The 18,222-nt window shown below is 38.7% G+C and carries 17 protein-coding genes and 1 pseudogene; 14 read left to right on the top strand and 4 right to left on the bottom strand.

Features of this window, described 5'->3' with window-relative positions; translation table 11 throughout:
• The first annotated feature begins 210 nt into the window (after positions 1–210).
• Complete coding sequence (locus tag AS034_RS01945; RefSeq protein ID WP_058297302.1) at positions 211–408, top strand: hypothetical protein; 198 nt, start codon at positions 211–213, stop codon at positions 406–408.
• A 287-nt stretch (positions 409–695) separates the two neighbouring features.
• On the opposite strand, the gene AS034_RS01940 is transcribed toward AS034_RS01945, so the two are convergent.
• Genes AS034_RS01940 through AS034_RS01930 form a run of 3 tightly spaced genes read right to left on the bottom strand, consistent with a single transcriptional unit; the run spans position 696 to position 3,531 of the window.
• Entirely contained in the window at positions 696–1,754 is a 1,059-nt protein-coding gene (locus AS034_RS01940; RefSeq protein WP_058297301.1) for a hypothetical protein, read from the bottom strand.
• Positions 1,747–2,292 carry a hypothetical protein gene (locus AS034_RS01935; RefSeq protein WP_058297300.1) on the bottom strand — a complete coding sequence of 182 codons (546 nt, stop codon included), beginning with the start codon at positions 2,290–2,292 and terminating at the stop codon, positions 1,747–1,749. Before AS034_RS01935 ends, AS034_RS01940 begins: the two co-directional genes overlap by 8 nt.
• A 12-nt stretch (positions 2,293–2,304) precedes the next feature.
• Entirely contained in the window at positions 2,305–3,531 is a 1,227-nt protein-coding gene (locus AS034_RS01930) for a hypothetical protein (RefSeq protein ID WP_058297299.1), read from the bottom strand.
• A 638-nt stretch (positions 3,532–4,169) separates the two neighbouring features.
• Between AS034_RS01930 and AS034_RS01925 the strand changes: the two genes are divergently transcribed.
• The 4 genes from AS034_RS01925 (at position 4,170) to AS034_RS01910 (ending at position 7,013) form a co-directional block, all read left to right on the top strand.
• Complete coding sequence (locus AS034_RS01925) at positions 4,170–5,024, top strand: hypothetical protein (protein WP_058297298.1); 855 nt, start codon at positions 4,170–4,172, stop codon at positions 5,022–5,024.
• Positions 5,011–5,319 (top strand): replicative helicase loader/inhibitor, encoded by a 309-nt coding sequence (locus AS034_RS01920; protein WP_058297297.1) that lies wholly within the window; start codon positions 5,011–5,013, stop codon positions 5,317–5,319. The genes AS034_RS01925 and AS034_RS01920 overlap by 14 nt, the downstream gene beginning before the upstream one ends.
• Entirely contained in the window at positions 5,270–6,595 is a 1,326-nt protein-coding gene (locus tag AS034_RS01915) for a replicative DNA helicase (RefSeq protein WP_058297296.1), read from the top strand. Before AS034_RS01920 ends, AS034_RS01915 begins: the two co-directional genes overlap by 50 nt.
• A gap of 118 nt (positions 6,596–6,713) precedes the next feature.
• Positions 6,714–7,013: a hypothetical protein gene (locus tag AS034_RS01910; protein ID WP_058297295.1), complete on the top strand. Its 300-nt coding sequence runs from the start codon at positions 6,714–6,716 to the stop codon at positions 7,011–7,013.
• A gap of 262 nt (positions 7,014–7,275) precedes the next feature.
• Here the strand turns inward: AS034_RS01910 and AS034_RS01905 are convergent, their stop codons facing one another.
• Entirely contained in the window at positions 7,276–8,040 is a 765-nt protein-coding gene (locus tag AS034_RS01905) for an alpha/beta hydrolase (protein WP_058297294.1), read from the bottom strand.
• Between the two features lie 295 nt (positions 8,041–8,335).
• On the opposite strand from AS034_RS01905, the gene AS034_RS01900 reads away from it, so the two are divergent.
• From AS034_RS01900 to AS034_RS01860, 9 genes and pseudogenes are all read left to right on the top strand, one after another.
• Positions 8,336–8,866, top strand: coding sequence for a sigma-70 family RNA polymerase sigma factor (locus tag AS034_RS01900; protein ID WP_058297293.1), 531 nt, complete (start codon positions 8,336–8,338; stop codon positions 8,864–8,866).
• Positions 8,853–9,836, top strand: a complete 984-nt coding sequence (locus AS034_RS01895; protein ID WP_058297292.1) for an LCP family glycopolymer transferase — start codon at positions 8,853–8,855, stop codon at positions 9,834–9,836. Before AS034_RS01900 ends, AS034_RS01895 begins: the two co-directional genes overlap by 14 nt.
• 310 nt (positions 9,837–10,146) lie before the next feature.
• Positions 10,147–11,100 carry an LCP family protein gene (locus AS034_RS01890; RefSeq protein ID WP_058297291.1) on the top strand — a complete coding sequence of 318 codons (954 nt, stop codon included), beginning with the start codon at positions 10,147–10,149 and terminating at the stop codon, positions 11,098–11,100.
• Positions 11,101–11,289: 189 nt separating this feature from the next.
• The gene (locus AS034_RS01885; RefSeq protein ID WP_058297290.1) at positions 11,290–12,516 is read left to right on the top strand and encodes a DUF819 family protein; all 1,227 of its coding nucleotides are present in this window, start codon (positions 11,290–11,292) and stop codon (positions 12,514–12,516) included.
• A gap of 146 nt (positions 12,517–12,662) precedes the next feature.
• On the top strand, positions 12,663–13,475 hold the full coding sequence (locus AS034_RS01880) for a hypothetical protein (protein WP_058297289.1): 813 nt from the start codon (positions 12,663–12,665) through the stop codon (positions 13,473–13,475).
• Between the two features lie 311 nt (positions 13,476–13,786).
• Positions 13,787–15,034, top strand: coding sequence for a hypothetical protein (locus tag AS034_RS01875; RefSeq protein ID WP_058297288.1), 1,248 nt, complete (start codon positions 13,787–13,789; stop codon positions 15,032–15,034).
• Between the two features lie 83 nt (positions 15,035–15,117).
• A pseudogene (locus AS034_RS22620) lies at positions 15,118–15,323 on the top strand (DUF819 family protein); the annotation flags it as partial.
• Between the two features lie 519 nt (positions 15,324–15,842).
• Positions 15,843–16,868 (top strand): SIS domain-containing protein, encoded by a 1,026-nt coding sequence (locus AS034_RS01865; RefSeq protein WP_244888122.1) that lies wholly within the window; start codon positions 15,843–15,845, stop codon positions 16,866–16,868.
• Positions 16,869–16,937: 69 nt separating this feature from the next.
• A complete protein-coding gene (locus AS034_RS01860) occupies positions 16,938–18,206 on the top strand; it encodes an ABC transporter substrate-binding protein (RefSeq protein ID WP_244888132.1) in 1,269 nt (422 codons plus the stop codon).
• The last annotated feature ends 16 nt before the right edge of the window (positions 18,207–18,222 follow it).

Below are 18,222 nucleotides of genomic sequence, written 5' to 3'. Positions count from 1 at the left end.
AGGCAGATAAATATGGAAGCGTGCCAGTGTAATAAATATGAAGTCATTTGCTAAACAATTATTTGAAACCAAAAAGAAAGTAGGACAAAATATACTGTTAATTAGAGAAGATCATTACAGAGCTTATTAGATATAATAAATGCATTTGAAGAATTTAGAATAGGAAAAGATGATTTAATTTCTATACAAAGTAGGAGAACTAATGTAAGTATGGTTGATAGAGATGTTGTTAATATAATTGAAGTTAATGAGGAAATAAAGAATCAATATAATGTCTTGTTAGACAGGTTAGCTGGTGACTTTAAGAATCATGTAAGTATATCAATGAGAAGCAAAGAAGAGCAAATGGAATTTTTATATGAGAGTAATTTTGATGAGAGAGGGAGATTACTTCGATCGTCTAAATGAAATTATAAGTAGCGTAGGTCATTATTGTGAAAATCCGTACCCGATTGTGAAGTTGATTGATATGCTGGACAAGCGGATTGCATTGACCGCATCTTGGTTGTTCATGAAGGGACGATATCAGGGGGGCTTAAAAGAAGAGCCACACAACATGAAAGAATCATGACATAGGTGGACAGCAGGTCACGCACACGAATAATGCACTTAAAACGAATTATCTCGGCAATGCCATACGTAGTGATTGTGAATGCTAAAATAAAAATAAATGAGGAAGTTTATTTTAAACTTCCTCATTTATTTTTATGTTTTAGTTTGTATTTTTTTACTTGGTCAATATCAATATAACATTTAAATTTATCTCTACTTTTTAAAAAAGATGTTACCCAGTGAGGAGGGGAAATTCTAATCGATTCCTCGCAAAACAACCTGATTTCGTCAAGACCTGAATTTTCAAGTGCCAAGTTTATAATTGTAACAAAACTATCCTTCCTATTTCCAGTAACCACATACAGTCTCAGTTGAGTAGAATTTTTAATTAATTCAAATAATCCCCTAAAGTTATTCTCTCCTTTTAAAGATGAATGAATCAAATATTCCATATATAAATTAGATGAATCATTATTAATTTTCAATAACTGTTTATTATTACTTTCATCTATGAATTCAAAAATATAATATAAATCTTTTATAGGTAATTCATGATGAAATTTTAATATTACGTTTTCATTATAATCCAAATTTATTTTTATTGATGGACTCAAATAATCAACTATTAGTTCATTATCTGAAATGTTAAAGTTAGATTCAAAGAAATTAGACACATTTTTATATTTTATTCTATTCTTATTATCTATTTTTAACGGTGGGTTCTTGTTGAATTGTTTTAATATTATAGGCAGAAAGAAAAATGTAGCAGAAATAATTGTTGTTGAAAGTGTAATAACAAAAGAGTTACCCAATGTTTGATCTTCTTGGGGTTGATTAATTTTATACCCCATGCCTGAAAATAACCAAATTATCAAAGAAGAATATGAAATAATAGAAAAGAATATGTAAGTGAATTTATATACAATCTGGTTAGAGAGAATATTAATAATTTCACTTAGTTTGGAGTTAAATTCATTAGGAGTAATTTCCTTTATTTTAATTAATTTCTTTATTTCGCCCAGAATTTCATTAGAATGGTATATTAGTCTTTCATTAAATTGGCTAAAAATTATTGTTGTTAAAGCTAATAAGGCAGCTACAACCGCTGAAGTCCAAGCAAGATATGTAATTGAGGATGTTGTAATTCCCTCAATAAATAAATGAAAATCTGAGGCTATGTCAAGGTAACTTTCTTTATTCATAACGCGTCACAATTTGTATTGATAATTTTATTACATCCTCAATAATTTCAAAATTATTCGTCAAAGGAAATGTAACAAGGCCATTACTGTAAATTTTTATTAAATATGCATGTTCATTCGTATTAAGTGTTCCAACTATTCCATAAACGTTATCAAATTGGGATATATTGAAGTTTTCGATATTTGTGAAATCTTCATTATTATTTTTCAAGGGGATTTTAGGTATATGATATTTCAATTCGCCTTTGCTCAAATGGTTCATAATCCGTTTGAAATATTTAATATGTTGAACACTAGATGTAAAAAGAAAAAAATAATTAAACTTTCTAATGAAATTTATTACATTCATCTTTCCATATTCAAATGAATTGGTATAATGAACCTCCCCCATACAACTATTATTATAGAAATTGATGGAAAAAAACTTTCGAGAAAAATTCTTATTTCCATTGTCTTCAAAAAAAGAGTGGTCTTTTAAATGTTTTTCAGCGTTAAAATTTTTAATTTCCACAATAATGAAACTGTTAGAAAAAAACATAACCAACCTCCTTTATGAATCGATGGAAAATATCACCGGGAACGTTTCGATGAAATATTTTTTTATCTCAATTCTATCTTTTTCGTCATTTACTTTTTTAAGTACAGATTTTTGAATTTCATTTACAGTTTGGTTTAATGATTTAGGTTTAGGAAGTTCTTTATGAATAATATTTTCACCTTTAGAGATAGTATCTTCAGCATAAATCAAGTGCATGAGGCTACTTTGGAGATTTATACATATTTCTCTTCTCCTATACTCGCTAATGTCTTCTTCACTAAAGATAAATGCAAGCTTATTCTTTAAATCGATTGTGAAAGTTGTACTAAAGTATTCTTCAATTCCATTTTGTTTTTTGTCGGTGAATTCTAAGAATAACCTTACTGTGTGTACTTCATCGCTTGAATGTATTCTTTGTAGTACCTCAGGTGCTTTAAGCAAATCTGTGCCTTTTAATTTCACACCCTGAATATTTTGTGAATCTAAATTAGTAAAGCTAATTGATTCTAAATTTATATTGTAACCTAAAACAGGTATTGTTTCATAAAGCAAATTAATAATTAACAGCGTTGTAGCTGAGAATTCAGTTGTATTCTGTTTCTTTAATGTTTGGACCCTTTTTAAGATATAAATTGGTTGTATATTATAGCCCATCGATTTGAAATAACTTACAAGTTTATTATGACTTTTATAGTTCGCCGATTTAGAAGAAATGAATTTATTGTTCCTTAAATCAAATATTACAGTAATGGGACCATGATTTTTTAAATGCTCTTTCCCTGATATGGGATTTTCAGTGTATTCTCTATACTCCAGGTCACATACAACTATATTTTGTTGGCTGTCTAACTTGATTTCATTTAACAAGGTAAATTCAAATTCTCCAAATCTCACCTTGCTCTTTTTCATTTTATTCTTTTTGAAAAGCTTTTTAAAGTTAGTAAAAAATACAACACTATCTTGTGTTGTGTTTTTAAAATCAAAAACATAATTTGGATTTTGTGTAGAAAATGAATATTCCATTTTAAAATACAATTTATCAAGTATGTCCTCAGCTTCATCTTCTCGAGAATTAATGTAATCTACTATGTATAAATAGCACTCTTTTTCGTTAGTAAATGAAACTTTTGCTCCAGAATTTGCTTGAAAAAAATCACTGATTTCTTGTAACCTCTTAGTTTTTGTTAAATTATTTTTCATTTTTTTATTGTAGTATGCTGTAAAACGCTGTATATCCATAAAATATTTCCCCCGGTAAATAATAACATTTTCATCAATTTTACCAAATTACTTAAATCAGGGCTATGAAAAAATAGAAGAATTACGAGTTTCTTTCTGAAGCACGGGGACGGTACTCTTGCTTCCTTTTGCATGAAGTAAATCGCACACACAAAATAAATTTTTTTCGCTAGTCTAGTATCTGTCTGCCTGTCAGAAGTTTAGACCAAGTAGTGCTTAAAAGGTATTGAGTCAGCCTGATTAGCGAATAGAAGATTTTTTCAATAAGAAGTAACGCCTTAACCGTATATGGGACAGGAAGCATAAGAACCATCCTCGTGCTTCCCATTGCGATCTCCGTGAAGGAATGATCATAAACGAACAAGTGATTTACTTCAAAGGGAGGATTCCTGATGAATATAGATCCTTAAATGATAAAGAGCAATCTTGGCAAAGGGTGCCGGGATTGCTCTTTTTGCTGTGGGTTCAGGGTGGCTTTGCAGAAGGCCATTTTGTTCAATGTAATGCAGCCAGGTAACAACAATTGATCTCGAATTAAATCATTTGGGAAAGAAATATAAATTTTTTTCAATCAAAGGTGTCCTTTTCACAACTAAATCAATATATAGGAGGTGAATAAGAAAAAGGAGTGATTTGGAATGGCATTGATTGGGTGGACGAAGTTTGAGAGAAGTATTTTGGAGTCCAGGGTGTTCTGTCACCCGGAGGATGTGCGCATTTATTTGTGGATTTTGAATCATGCGGTGGTGAAGGATGGTGTCGTGGTGGGTGACCGGGTATTGAAGAAGGGGCAGTATGTGCAGTCGATCGGGGAGCTTCGGGACAAGCTTGTGTTTTATAACGGGAAGAAGAAGGAGAGGTTTAGTTCGTCAAAGGTTCAGCGGTCGATCAAGCGGCTTGAGAAGGAAGGACTGTTTACTGCAGAGAAGTTCAGGAGCGGGTATCTGTTTACGGTGAGGGAGGCAAGGGACCCTGTAAGGGATCCGCAGACTGTGGATATTACATTGAATGAAGAGGATATGACCGATACAAACCGGCACGAAGGGGATGCCGGCATCATTTTGCCCTCGCGATGTGAATCAGCAAAGAAGGACAATTGGGACAGCAACGGTAACAGAAATAAGAATGTAAAGAACGTAGAGAACGAAAAGAAAAAAACACTCACCACCCTAACGAATACTATGGCAGATAGATTGGCGCTCATCACGGAGCACTTCCTGGTGAGGAGGGGCGGAAGCTTTTCGCTATCACCGGTCGATCAGATGGCGCTTGAGAAGATCAGCCTGCATGAGATGTCGGTGGACGAGCTGAAGGCGTTCATGGATGAGCAGTTCGAGAAAATCAAGGTGTATGAGCCGAACGCCACGATTCACAGTCCGAAGTATTTGCTGAAAGCCTTGGAGAGACGGGAGTCGCCGGAAAAGAGGATGGCCGAGCTGGATGCGATGCTTGACCGGCTGGAAGAGAGCTTGAACGATTATGACGAAGAATGAGTTCAGGGAGCTTATGAATCTGCTGCATCTGGCGTATCCGGCAAAGAAGCTTCCGGAAACAACGATGAATCTATGGTTCGGACTGCTGAGGGAGTGTAGTTTTAGAGAGGTGAAAAGACGGCTGGACGACCATATCAGACAGCACAAATATATCCCGGGTGTCTCTCAGCTTTATGTGAGTCCCGAGACGGAAACGACGGTGCTTGACATGCTTGGGGAATGGGAGAAGGAGGGAGTGGATCGGCTTGAACACATTGAGCGAGGGAGCGGACCGAAGAAACCTTGGGAGCGATGAAGCGGTCTTACGGCTGCTGCATGAAGCAGAGAGTATGATCCTCGGGGCTGTGCTGCTGGAAGAGGGCAGGATCCACCAGGTCAGCCTCGAGACGAAGCACTTCACCCAGTCGAGGAACCGGATCGTGTTCGGGGCGATGAAGGATCTGCAGAAGAAGAATGTCGAGATCAACCCGGTGACGCTTGTGGAAGAGCTGCAGGATCAAACCGAGAATGCAGGGGGTGTCACCTATCTTCTGGAGCTCTCGGCTCATTGTCCGTCGGTTGGGAATCTCGGCTATTACGAGAAGATCGTGATGAAATACTATGACCTGAGTGTGATCCGGAATTCGGCCAGCCATTTTTTGAATGATTACACCCCGGAATCTGCACAGGATCTGTACAAGGTGCTCATCGAGATGCATAACGAACAGAGTCATGACGAGGAGACGAAAGAGAGTATCCTTATGGAACTCTATGAATCTCTTTATGAGGAGCGGAGGGGGATGCCGGGGGTGAACACCGGGTTCCCTGCGTTGAACGGGCTGACGGGGGGCTGGAAGGAAGGCGAACTCATCATCCTCGCGGCACGTCCGTCGATGGGGAAGACGGCGCTCGCGATCCAGCTCGCATGGGAGAGCACGAAGGAAGAGGGGGTGCCGCTCGTCTTTTCCCTCGAGATGAGCTCGAAGCAAATCATGCAGCGGCTGCTCTCGAATCTGTCCGATATCAATATGATGAAATGGCATAACCCGTATAAATACTTATCGAAAGAAGAAATGCCCCGGATGCAGGAAGCGTTGAACTCGGTCTACAAAGCGAACCTGCAGCTTGCGGATAACGGATTGATCACGCTGATGGAAATCAGGCAGCGGATCTTGAATCTTAAGCGGGAGTATCCAACTCAACCGTTTTTGGTGGTGATCGATTACTTGCAGCTGATTAACGTGAAGGAGCGGTTTGACCGGCATGATTTGATGATCGGGCATATCACAAAGCAGCTGAAGAGCATGGCGAAGGAATTCGGGATCCCGATCATCCTGCTGTCCCAGCTGTCGCGGGGCGTAGAATCCAGGGATGACAAGAGACCGAGGCTGTCGGATCTTCGGGACTCCGGGAATATCGAGCAGGATGCGGATATTGTGTTGTTTTTATATCGGGATGAATATTACAACAGTGCATCTGAAGTGGGGGATGTTGTGGAAGTGAAGGTGGCGAAGAACCGGAACGGACCGGTGGGGACGGTGAAGCTGAGGTTTAAGAAGGAGTGCGGGCGGTTTAGTGGGAATGGGAAGTGAAGCGGTACGAGGGGACAGGTTCATTGTCCCAGTTTGGGTCGGGGGCGGGTCGCAGGGACAGGAACCCTGACCCGGTTGGAGTGGTTTATTTTTATAAAAAAGAAGGGGAGTGACGGGGATGTTTATGACGAAGGCTGCGGTTGAGTCCGGGGATTCTTTTTTAGAAGAAGGCAGGAAGATGTATCGGTTGTTGATCGACTTGATGGGGGCAGCGGATGTGAGGGAGGATGGGCTGGGGTTCTTGAGTTATGGTGAGATTTGGCGGGCTTGCTGTGAGCGGGGGATGTTCTTGTTACATAAAGAGGGGTTTGCGGTGATGATGGATGGGTTGACGTGGATGGAAACGGAAGGGCTTTTGAGGAGGGAGAGGGTTACTGGGGGGAGTTGGTTTGGGGCTGGTAGACATTCATTTGTTTGAAGTGATGTGAGAGGGTTTTTAGGATTTCGGGGTCTGACCCCCACTTCGGTAACCCTTTAGTGTGCCGGGGGACAGACCCCGATAATCTGAGTAGTACGATGACAAAACTTAATAGGAATTTGCTAGTATTGATAGGGCCAGATTATTTTGGTCTTTTTTTTGTTCATTTAAAATTCAGCCTGAAAAGTGAACACACCCAAATGATCCTTTGTACACATTAAGTATCATTAAAAGTGACGTGTTCACCTTAGTAAAATAATGTTTACTCGGTTAAAAAAGAAAAAATCATAGGTGCTCTTTCCTTAAAAAAGGCATAGCTATGCTCACCATCACTAATAATTTCAAACTCTGTACGTGGTACTTTCTCTTTTAAAAGATCATAAATGACTTTATTTGAATGCAGGAACTCCTTGTTTATCATTTCTTTATTTCCGGATTCCTTATCTCCGCTGTCGAGGTAAATCGTTTCAACTAAAGAAAGGTCAGATTCCTTAATCAGCTTTTCAATTTCCTCCTGGTTACGGAAGAAAGCAGAAGAAAATACAGCTATATTTCTGAATATATGAGGATAACGGCACATTGCGTATACGGAAATAAGCCCGCCTAAAGAGATACCAGCCATAGCAGTATGATCCTTTATTGTCCGATAGTTTTTGTCTATGAATGGCTTTAATTCATTCACGATAAATTCCACATACTCTTTCCCTTTTCCGCCAGATGTTTGCAGCTGTCCTATAATTTTTCTGCTGTACTCCCCATTTACCCAAGGGCAATATTCGTTCAGGCGGTCTTCTGTATTCAGGTCTATTCCTACAACGATAACTTCTAATCCTCTTTCGTCCAGATACTTTTCAAGTTCTAAAGAAGTACCTCCAATAGCATCCTCATCATTAAAAACATTCTGACCATCATGCATATATAAAACAGGATATTTTTTCTTTCCATGATTGTAACCCTTAGGTAAATAAACCCTGATTTGTCTGTCTTGTTTGAATGAAGTCATATGTATAGGGAATGTTTCTAGCAAACTAACTCCTCCTCTAGCTCCTTTTTTTATTAAGTTCTCCAACCACTGTGGAAAGTCCTTTTTCAGAAGTATGGGTACGGTTCTCTTGCTTCCCAATACATTCCACTTTCTATATTGACGTGCAACATTTTAAAATACAGGGAATTTCGGGGTCTGACCCCCACTTCGGTAACCCTTTAGTGTGCTGGGGGACAGACCCCGATAATCTTGAAAAAATTTCCGAAAATCTAAAAAAATGAAACTATCTGTCTGCCCCAATCGTCAAACAGGAAACTTATACAAGAAAGGAATAAAAATGGAAAAAAGAGAAAGAGATTACATCCTTGACCAAGCCATGGTTGACTATGGTGACGAATTGGTAAGGCTTGCCTATACATATGTAAAGGAAGAGCACATGGCAAAAGACCTTGCGCAAAATGCCTTTGTCAAATGCTACAACCATCTAGAACACTTCCGAAAAGACTCTGAACTTCGGACATGGCTCTACAGGATTACTATAAATGAATGTAAAGATTACTTAAAGAGTTGGAAATATAAGAAGGTTCAACTGGTGCACTATCTACAAGAAAATACGCAAAAATATCAGAAATCATTGGATCAAAACGTCGTTCAAAATTCTGTCAATCAGGAAATCAAAGAGATTGTCTTTTCCTTACCAACAAAATACAAGGAAATCATCTATCTCTATTATTATCTCTCAATGACCATTGATGAAATATCGGAGGTTACTGGTGTGAATGCAAATACGGTAAAAACCAGGCTGAGGAGAGGGAGAAAGGTTTTAAAACCTATGATGGAGGAGGCAGAAATCTATGGATCCCATTAACTTTAAGAAGGCGATTAAGCTAACCCAAGAGTCGCTTCAATTTACAAAACAAGATCGGGAAGAAGTATTAAAGAAAATACATGAGAAAAATCAATTAAAGGCTACTGGAACTGTAGGGGTAATGAATAAAAAACACCTATTTCCAGCGGTGGCTACTCTTATATTGGTATCGCTATTCCTTCTTGTATTTATTCCTTCATTGACAGGTGATCACAGTGATAATCAGATGTTAAGTCTTTCTAATGCCGATGAAAAAGAGGAGGATCAGGTGACTTCAATATTGGTGATGGTTGCCAATGAAAACAAGTCGACGGACATCAACCTTCTCTTTACTGTTAATAAGAGAACTAAAAAGGTAAATGTCATTCTGCTTCCTCCAAGCCTTAAGGTTCCCATCTTGAATGCAGATAAAGAGCACCTAACTGAGGATAAACTTACTCTTGCTTTTGGTTTGAGGGGCAGTGCAGTTGCAGTAAATAATACCGTGGAAAAGGCATTGAATATGCCAATTGATTATTACTTTATGTGGGAAAGGGAAGAAGTTGAAGAATTTCTCAATTCGATGGAAGACATTCAGATAAACGTAAAAGAGAATATAGAAATGAAGTCAGCTAACGGAAACAATTATACTTACTATAAGGGAATGGAAAATGTCAGTGGTGAAGAAATGGCTAGAATCTTATCAATCGACGGTGAACACCAACTACCACCTTATTTTATGAATAAACTTTTTTCACACATGCTTACTTATTTTAGTACAAGTGATTTCAAATCTTTCAGGCAACAAGGAGTAAGCAATGTTTCACCTGAAGAAATGAAGAGAGTATTCAACGAAATGGATTCTTTGGATATTAACACAATTTCTCTGGAAGGATTTTTACATCCTAATATAACTGATGGATTATTCTATGTTGAATTGGATGAAACCTTTAAAGCGCGGTTATCAAAACAATTGGTCGAGTTTAAATAAGTTCAGTTTGGTGGTTAAATGAACAGAATTTTGAACGTTCTGGGGATAAAGACAAACGGGATAATAATATACGTTCTTTCTTAGTTTGAAGAATCTAGAATGGTTGAAAAGAGATGCAATAATAATTGAGCTAAAATTGGTGTCGGCACCCTTTTTACACGGTGACGATTTGAGCAGGGATCTAAATAGAGTGGGGACGGTTCTTTTTCTTGGCCTTTCGACCATCCCCAAAAAAGTAGAGTGAGACCCTCCCTGTATGCTCAATTTAGTAACAGTTAAATAAAGTATCACTCAGAGAGGTAGAATCTATATGAATGAAAAAGTAGACAGAAAAATGTATAGAAGAAATAGAAAACGAAAAAAAAGAAAAATCATTTTATTAATCTCTTTTATATTTTTTCTTGTTTTTTTACTTGGTGCTTCTTTTGTATTTTTTCAGTATCAAGCTGGACTTGAAAAAACAGCCAACGATTCAGTAATTCTTGATCAGAAGGTTGAGTTTAATGGAGCAGCGCTTAAAAAGGGAATGACTAATGTTTTGTTGCTTGGAACTGATGCAAGGGGAGAGGAAGTATCAAGAACTGACACCATAATGGTCGCCCAATATAATTCGGATAACAATGAAGTGAAAATCTTATCCATTATGAGAGACTCCTATGTTGATATACCTGGTCATGGGTCACAAAAAATCAACGCTGCATTTGCAATTGGTGGACCAGAACTATTGAGAAAAACATTAAAAGAAAATTTTGATATTGATATTCAATATTACTCCATAATAGACTTTAAAGGTTTTTCCAGTATTATCGATGAGGTATTTCCAGATGGTGTCGAAATTGACATTAAAAAAGAAATGGTCAAAGGGATTAATCCTCCACTTTATCCTGGACTGCAAAAACTTGACGGAGATCAGTTGCTTAGTTATGTGAGATTCCGTAAAGATATGGAAAGTGATTTCGGCAGAGTACGCAGACAGCAAGAAGTTCTTAAGTTACTAACAGATGAGATGACTGATTTACAAGGAGTTATTAAAATTCCCAAAACATTAGGGATAATTAAGCCTTTTATTAATACTAATATTAAGACATCCCAAGTACTCTCCATAGCTACTTCAGTATTAGGAGAAAAAGACAATAACATTGAATCAATGAGAATCCCATTAGATAACACATATACCGACGAGTATTATGATGGTGTCGGGTTAGTACTTGACTTAGATATTAGTGAAAATAAAAAAGCTATCAAAGATTTTCTGTCTGAGTAATTAGGTAATGGGGCTGGGACATAACCAGCTTCCGATAGTAAAAAAGAAGAATTTGTGAAGCATGGGGGACGGTTCCTACTTAACAATAGGGAACCGTCCCCTGTTAAGTTCTATGGTAAATATTTTGAATTTTCCACCTAATACAGGTAATCTATAATAAAGAAAAAACTGTAAAAAGGAGGAACCGCTATGGAAAACACTCTAATTAAAGCAGATGATTACATAACCTTATGGGGCATCATCGTAGTCTGGGCTTCAGCAAGTATCTACTTAGAACAGCGTTACAGCTGGGCAGCGAAGATATCTGGTGCGATTGTTGCGCTGATTGGGGCTATTGTTCTATCAAATACCGGTATCATTCCTACAGCGTCGCCGGTTTATGATGCGGTCTGGACGTTTATCATTCCGCTCGCGATTCCGCTGCTGCTTTTTCATGTGAACTTTAAAAGGATCTGGCAGGAAAGCGGACGGCTGTTGATTATTTTCCTGCTCAGTTCAATCGGTACGGTTGCAGGGGTGATCATTAGTTTCTTTCTATTGAAGGATCATATACCGGTCCTTGATAAAATTGGCGCCATGCTTAGTGCCTCTTATATTGGCGGCGGGGTCAATTTTGCCGCGATGGCAGCGAAATTCGAAGCACCCGGGGAAATGGTTTCTTCCGCAGTGGTCGCTGACAATTTGATGATGGCCATTTATTTCATCGTTCTGATGATGATACCGGCCATGAACTTTTTTAGAAAACGCTTCAAAGCGCCGCATGTGGAAAAGGTGGAAAGCGGAAGTGTCAGGGAAGAGGGTAAGACACTCGCCGAAAGCTTTTGGGAGCGGAAGGATATCTCCCTGAAGGATATCGCATTGTCAGTAGGGACTGCCTTCCTGCTCGTGATGGTTTCGTTTAAGGTTGCAGCATTCCTGGACGGGGCGATTCCTTCCGGGGAGGGGACGTCTTTCTTTTTAAATCTGCTGAATGGATTGTTCGGGGACCAGTACTTGATGTTGACGACACTGACATTCTTGGTGCTTGCCCTGTTTCCGAGGTATTTCGAATCGATTAACGGAAGCCAGGAAATCGGTACGTTCCTCATTTACTTGTTTTTCGTAGTGATCGGCATTCCGGCATCGATTCCGCTCATCGTGCAAAATGCTCCCCTGCTGCTCGTATTTGTATTCATTATCGTCGTCGTGAACATGGCGGTATCACTGACTGCAGGAAAGCTCTTAAAATATGACCTTGAGGAAATTCTCCTGGCCAGCAATGCCAATGTGGGCGGCCCGACAACCGCTGCAGCGATGGCGATTGCGAAAGGATGGAAGGATTTGATTGGACCGATTCTTGTTGTGGGGACGTTGGGATATATTATCGGGAACTATGTAGGGACTACGTTGGGGATATGGTTTTCTGGAATTATGTAAATGGCACCTCCCGCTAGGAATCTGCTATATTCTCTTTATCGCTATTGTAAAAGGGTAAAGGGGGATGATTCTTGAGGGGGGTAATAAACTGTAAACGGTTTGATTCATAATAAGCGTGAAATTATTTTTATTTAGGAGTGTACTAAATGACTGCAACTAACAAACTCGAATTAATTATTGAAAAATCTTTAAGCTTGCCTGGGGTGAAGGTTTCCAGGGAAGATTTTTTAACGAGCGTGTTCTCTAAACGAAAAGATGCGGCCCAGCTAAAGGAGATTGTAGAGAAGGGGCCATATGGTGCAGGGGTAACCAGGAAGGAAATTGATAACATTGCTAAGTCGATCATTCATAAAAGAACGTTGACAAGTACATCCATCTCATTTGGGGCCGGGCTTCCGGGAGGGCTTGCCATGGCAGGGACGATCCCCGGGGATGTCATCCAATTCTACGGGATAGCCATGAGGCTCGCCCAAGAATTGGCCTATTTATATGGACATCACGACTTATGGTTGGAGGAACACCTGGATACAGAGAGAGCACGGGATAAAATCATCGTTTTCTTGGGTGTCATGTTTGGAGTGGGAGGTTCCACTTCAGCAATTAAATTCCTGTCCTCAAGCCTATCTAAGCAGGTATTGAAAAAGTTGCCTCAAAAAGCATTAACGAAAACAGTTTACTACCCGATTATTAAGAAGATTGCCGGATATATAGGCGTAAAGCTCACCAAAGAGACATTTGCCGAGGGTCTTTCTAAAGCAATCCCAGTGGTAGGGGGAGTAATATCTGGTTCCATTACCTATAGCACTATGAGACCCATGGGAAAAAGATTGGCCGTAACATTATCAGAAACCCTTGTCATGACAGACGAGGAAGTCAAAGAAGAATTTTATGAACTGCGTAAAGAATTTCCTGAGATTATTGATGTTGAGTTTGAAGAGATTGAGGATATCGAAGTATGAAGCTTTACCGTGGAACAGGAGGAGTATCTCTTGCTTCTAAAGCACAATCTCATTCCTTTTGCTTCCGATGGAGCATAGAATGGAAACTAGTACGTTACGTGTGGAGTAGGGGAAAAGCCGGAGGTAACTTCCAACGCTTACCTAGTGCCAACGATCGTTAAAGACATAGTTTAGAGATACTAGCATCGATTTTGTTTTGAAAATGAGTAATATCTTATTTATTAGAAGAGCCTGTTACTCCCGAGCTAAAAGACCTAATATTGGTAAATTGTTATAATCAGAGTAATTAGAAATAGAGAGGATTAAATAGTATGGAGACTTACATAAAAAGAATTGAAGACCTTCAAATAACCTCTAATATCGCTCGAAATAGAGAGATGATATTCCTTATTGAAGAAGAAAAGGAACTTGAAGGCCAAGAACAAGTGTTAGAACGTTTAGAACGAATTAAGTTAGTTTTAGACGCTCTAGAAAGCAGAATAAATTCTGCTGATTTCATTCTCACGCCCTACGATTCTATTAAAGCCATCAATGACAACTTAAACAATATGTATACTCAAATAAACAGCTATAAAGGTAATAATCAAATCGGAAATCTAACTAATGCGAATGCAAATTGCGATACCATCCTAAAGCTTATACAACATCTCTCTATCCCTCGTTCTATTGAAGATCTTGAGCAATTTAGAGAACATATCCATACAGTAAAGCGTTCAATTAGTCAACACCGTGCAAATGTAGCAGATGACGGTGAAAAGGTAGCTGAATTAAAGACTACATTAGAAAGTGAAACTACTGATTTAACACAAAAACTTACAAGCTATGAAGAAGAAATTAGAACTTTAAAAGAAAATCTTCCCAAGCAAATCGAAGAACTATTAATTACACAAAAAGATGTTTTTATTAGAGAAAAAGAAAAAGTTTTAGAAGAAGAAAGGGATGCTTATGTAGAACAATTAGGGGAACTAATCGAAAAAGTTGATCAACAAGTAGGTGAAACGAATAAAAGCTTAAGAAAAAAAGAAAGTGAACTTAATGAATTATTTGAGTTGGTGACAGATAAAACAATAAGTGGAGAGTTTAATAAAGCAGCTAAAGATGAAGACAAAGCAAGGAAAATGTGGACTGGTTTAACTATAGGAGGCTTCGGAGCATTAATTTTGTATTCCGTTTGGGTATTCTTCGCTTCTGAATTTTTTGTTGAAACTCCGCCACAATTTACATTGGTGGAAATCATCAAGAAACTTTCAATAACTCTAGGTATTGGTGCACTCATTACATATTCAGCCAAACAAGCTGGGGACCATAAAAGAGAAGCACGATACAATCGAAATGTACAAATGAAAATCCAGTCAATCAACCCATACTTGCAAAATTACGAAGATGAATCTCCTCAAGAAGTGAAAGATATGAAGCTTAAATTAGCTGATCATTTGTTTACCAAAGAGACAGCAGCTACAACTTACAATGAGAGCAACCAACAAAATAAAGCTGACAGTAACCATATAGCATTACAAACTATACTAGAGCTTTTAAAACAATCTAATATTCCCAAATAAAAGAGGGAGATGAGACGGGTACGGCTCTATTCTTCGTATTTTAAAAAAGTAGGAGGAGAACCGGCCCAGTCAACGTTTATACTGCAGGAAAGCTCTTAAAATATGACCTTGAAGAAATCCTCCTTGCCAGCAATCCAATGTCGGCGGTCCGACAACAGCTGCAGCCATGGCGATTGCGAAAGGATGGAAGGATTTGATTGGACCGATTCTTGTTGTGGGGACGTTAGGTTATATTATTGGGAACTATATTGGGACTACGCTGGGGATGTGGTTTTCTGGGTTTATGTAAAAGGCTCTGCCCGCAAGAAATCATTCTGTGTCCCATAACGGGACAAAGGCGGGGACGTTTCTGCTTGTAGATGAAATGTCACCAATTAAATTGATTCAACCCATAATGACTGCAGATAAAAGACTCGAAATGATTATTGGGAAACTTCTAATAAGTGGAGGTTTCCAGGGGAGATTTTTTAACCAAAGTATTCTCCAAGCAAAGATCCTTCCGACGTGGTACTAAGAGCGAGATGAGAAGTAAGGAAAGCTGCTTAAAAAACCATTAAATATAAGCCAGGTAGAGTAAAGAAAAGAGACGTGCTTCTTTTAATAACAAAAGAAGCACGTCTTTTTTATGCCATTAAAATTGTGCTATCTCATATGATGCTTTGAAAGACTACTGCAGAATCTGTCGTAATTTGTATATTAAAAATAGTATGAAAATTTTAAATAAACTGTTTACATATAACGTCATATGACGTATTATAATTATCAATATGATGTCACATAACATCATAAAATCTCGGAGGTGCTTTTCATGACACAATCATTATCTCACTCAACAACCAAAAACAATGGAAAGGAAGGTATGAAACAAGAGCATGTAAATCAAATTCAAAACGCCATTAGCGCAATTGAGAAGAGAAATATTCAAAATGTATTTTTCGTAGCTTGCGGAGGATCAATGGCTTCCTTATCGTTTGGTGACTACTTCGTCACGAAAGATACTGGAAAACCAAGCTTCGTTTATACTTCTAACGAATTTGTCCATTCTCAACCTAAAGGGTTAAATGAAAACAGTCTGGTTATCCTGCGTTCTCACTCTGGAACAACACCGGAAACAGTCAAAGCAGCTACATATGCGCGAAATATAGGTGCTCTCACTGTTGCCATCTCTATGGATACTGAATCCCCGCTTTGCAAAGAAGCAGAATACGTCCTTCACTACAATTACAAAGATGGATCAAATGCCATTGACGGAGAAATCGGTATTTATTACACATTTATTTTCAAATTGTTAAAAACCCTTACAGGTGACGAAAAGTATGATCGAGGAATTGAACAGTTAAGCAATCTTGAAGGATTAATCGAAACGAATCAGGAGAAGCATAAAGAGGCAGCCTTTGAATTCGGTAAACGGAATAAGAGAGAGAAAACCATTTATACGATGGCAAGCGGCGCGTATATCCATCATGCATACTCATTCACCAGCTGCCTGCTGATGGAAATGTTATGGATCAACTCAAATGCGATTCATTCAGGTGAATACTTCCACGGTCCGTTTGAAATCACGGATTATGATGTTCCATTCCTGCTGATTGTAGGTGAGGGTCCAAGTAAGCCATTAGATCAGCGTGCGCTGGATTTCGTCACAAAATACAGTGAGAAAGTAGAAGTGGTGGACGTCAGCAAATTCGATTACAGCGGTGTGGATGATGATTTGAAAGAGTATTTCGGTCCAGCCCTGGCAGGTCCTGTCATGCGCCTGTATGCAGATGGTTTGGCAGAACATACTGGCCACCCGCTGTCTGTTAGAAGATACATGTGGAAAATGGAGTATTAATTGTCATTCACTTGGTGTAAAATCTATTAAAAAAATAACGGTATGGATGAGGGGATAATAGTGAAAAAAATGTTGAGCTTTCTTCTGGCAGGCTTTACCGCTGCCAGTCTTCTGGCAGGTTGTAACTCATCTGACTCAAGTTCCGCATCTAAAGAAGGGGAGGTCGTTATTGACTTCTTTCACCGTTGGCCAAATGAGCCCAGAAAATCATTCTATGATGAGAAAATAAAAGAGTTTGAAGAATCGCATCCTGGTGTCACCATTAATGTCGATTCTGTTTTAAATGACTCTTATAAAGAAAAGGTAAGAGTTTTAGTATCAAATGATGGCCTGCCTGATATTTTCTCTTCATGGTCAGACTCTTTTGCTGAAAATCTAGTCAGCTCTGGCAGGATAAAAGAACTAGATGATATCATTAGTGAAGATCAAGAATGGAGTGGGAATATCCTTGAATCCCAATATCAAGGCTTCACCTTTGATGATAAAACATATGGTATCCCTTTCACAGTAGATGGAAAAGCCTTCTTCTACAACAAAGAAATCTTTGAAAAAAATAATATCGAGGTTCCAAAGACTTACGATGAGATGCTTAAAGCATTGGATCAATTAAAGTCGGCTGGCTATGAAACTCCTCTTGTCGAAGGATTAACAAATGCCTGGGCTATTTCCCACTATATGGGGACAATCTTTGACCGTGTAGTGGATCCTGAAGTCCGCGAGGCAGACTATAAATTGGAAAGTTCTTCACCTTATACTGATGAAGGATATATTAAAGGGTTGGAGATGTTCCAAGAGCTGACTGGTTATATGGGAGAAGTCTCCACTGCCATTGATCACGAAGCAGCACGAAATATGTTTGCCGCTGGAGAGGTACCGGTTCTTTATATGCAATTTGCTGAAGTAGGGTTGGTACAAGAGATTGGGGATGTAGAAATTGGTTTCTTCAACTTCCCTGAAGTAACGGATGGAGAAGGTCGGGCGGATTCCCTGACCGGTGCCCCTGAAGGCTGGATGCTCAGCAAAGATGCTCCTGAAGAAGCGGTTGAATTCCTGAAATTCTTAACTTCTGAGGAAACAGCTCAGGAATTCACGAAAGCAGACGGCCAATTAAATGCCGTGAAAAATGGTGTCACGGAAGAGAATACGAGTCCTACCAGCTATGAAGCGTATCAAATTGTGTTAGATGCATCCAATACAGCTCCATGGTTTGACAATGCGGTTGATATTACGATTGCGGATATCTTCATGCGCGGCGGTCAGGAACTCGCAACGAAACAAAAAACACCAAAAGATATCATGAAAGAGGTTCAAACTGAAGCAGCGAAAATGAGTGAGTAAAAAGGAGGGCCCTGAC

Source organism: [Bacillus] enclensis (assembly GCF_001456935.1).
GTDB classification, from domain to species: Bacteria; Bacillota; Bacilli; order Bacillales; family Bacillaceae_B; genus Rossellomorea; species Rossellomorea enclensis.
Note: the sequence above shows the minus strand (reverse complement) of the source record. Positions and strands in the feature narration are given on the sequence as shown.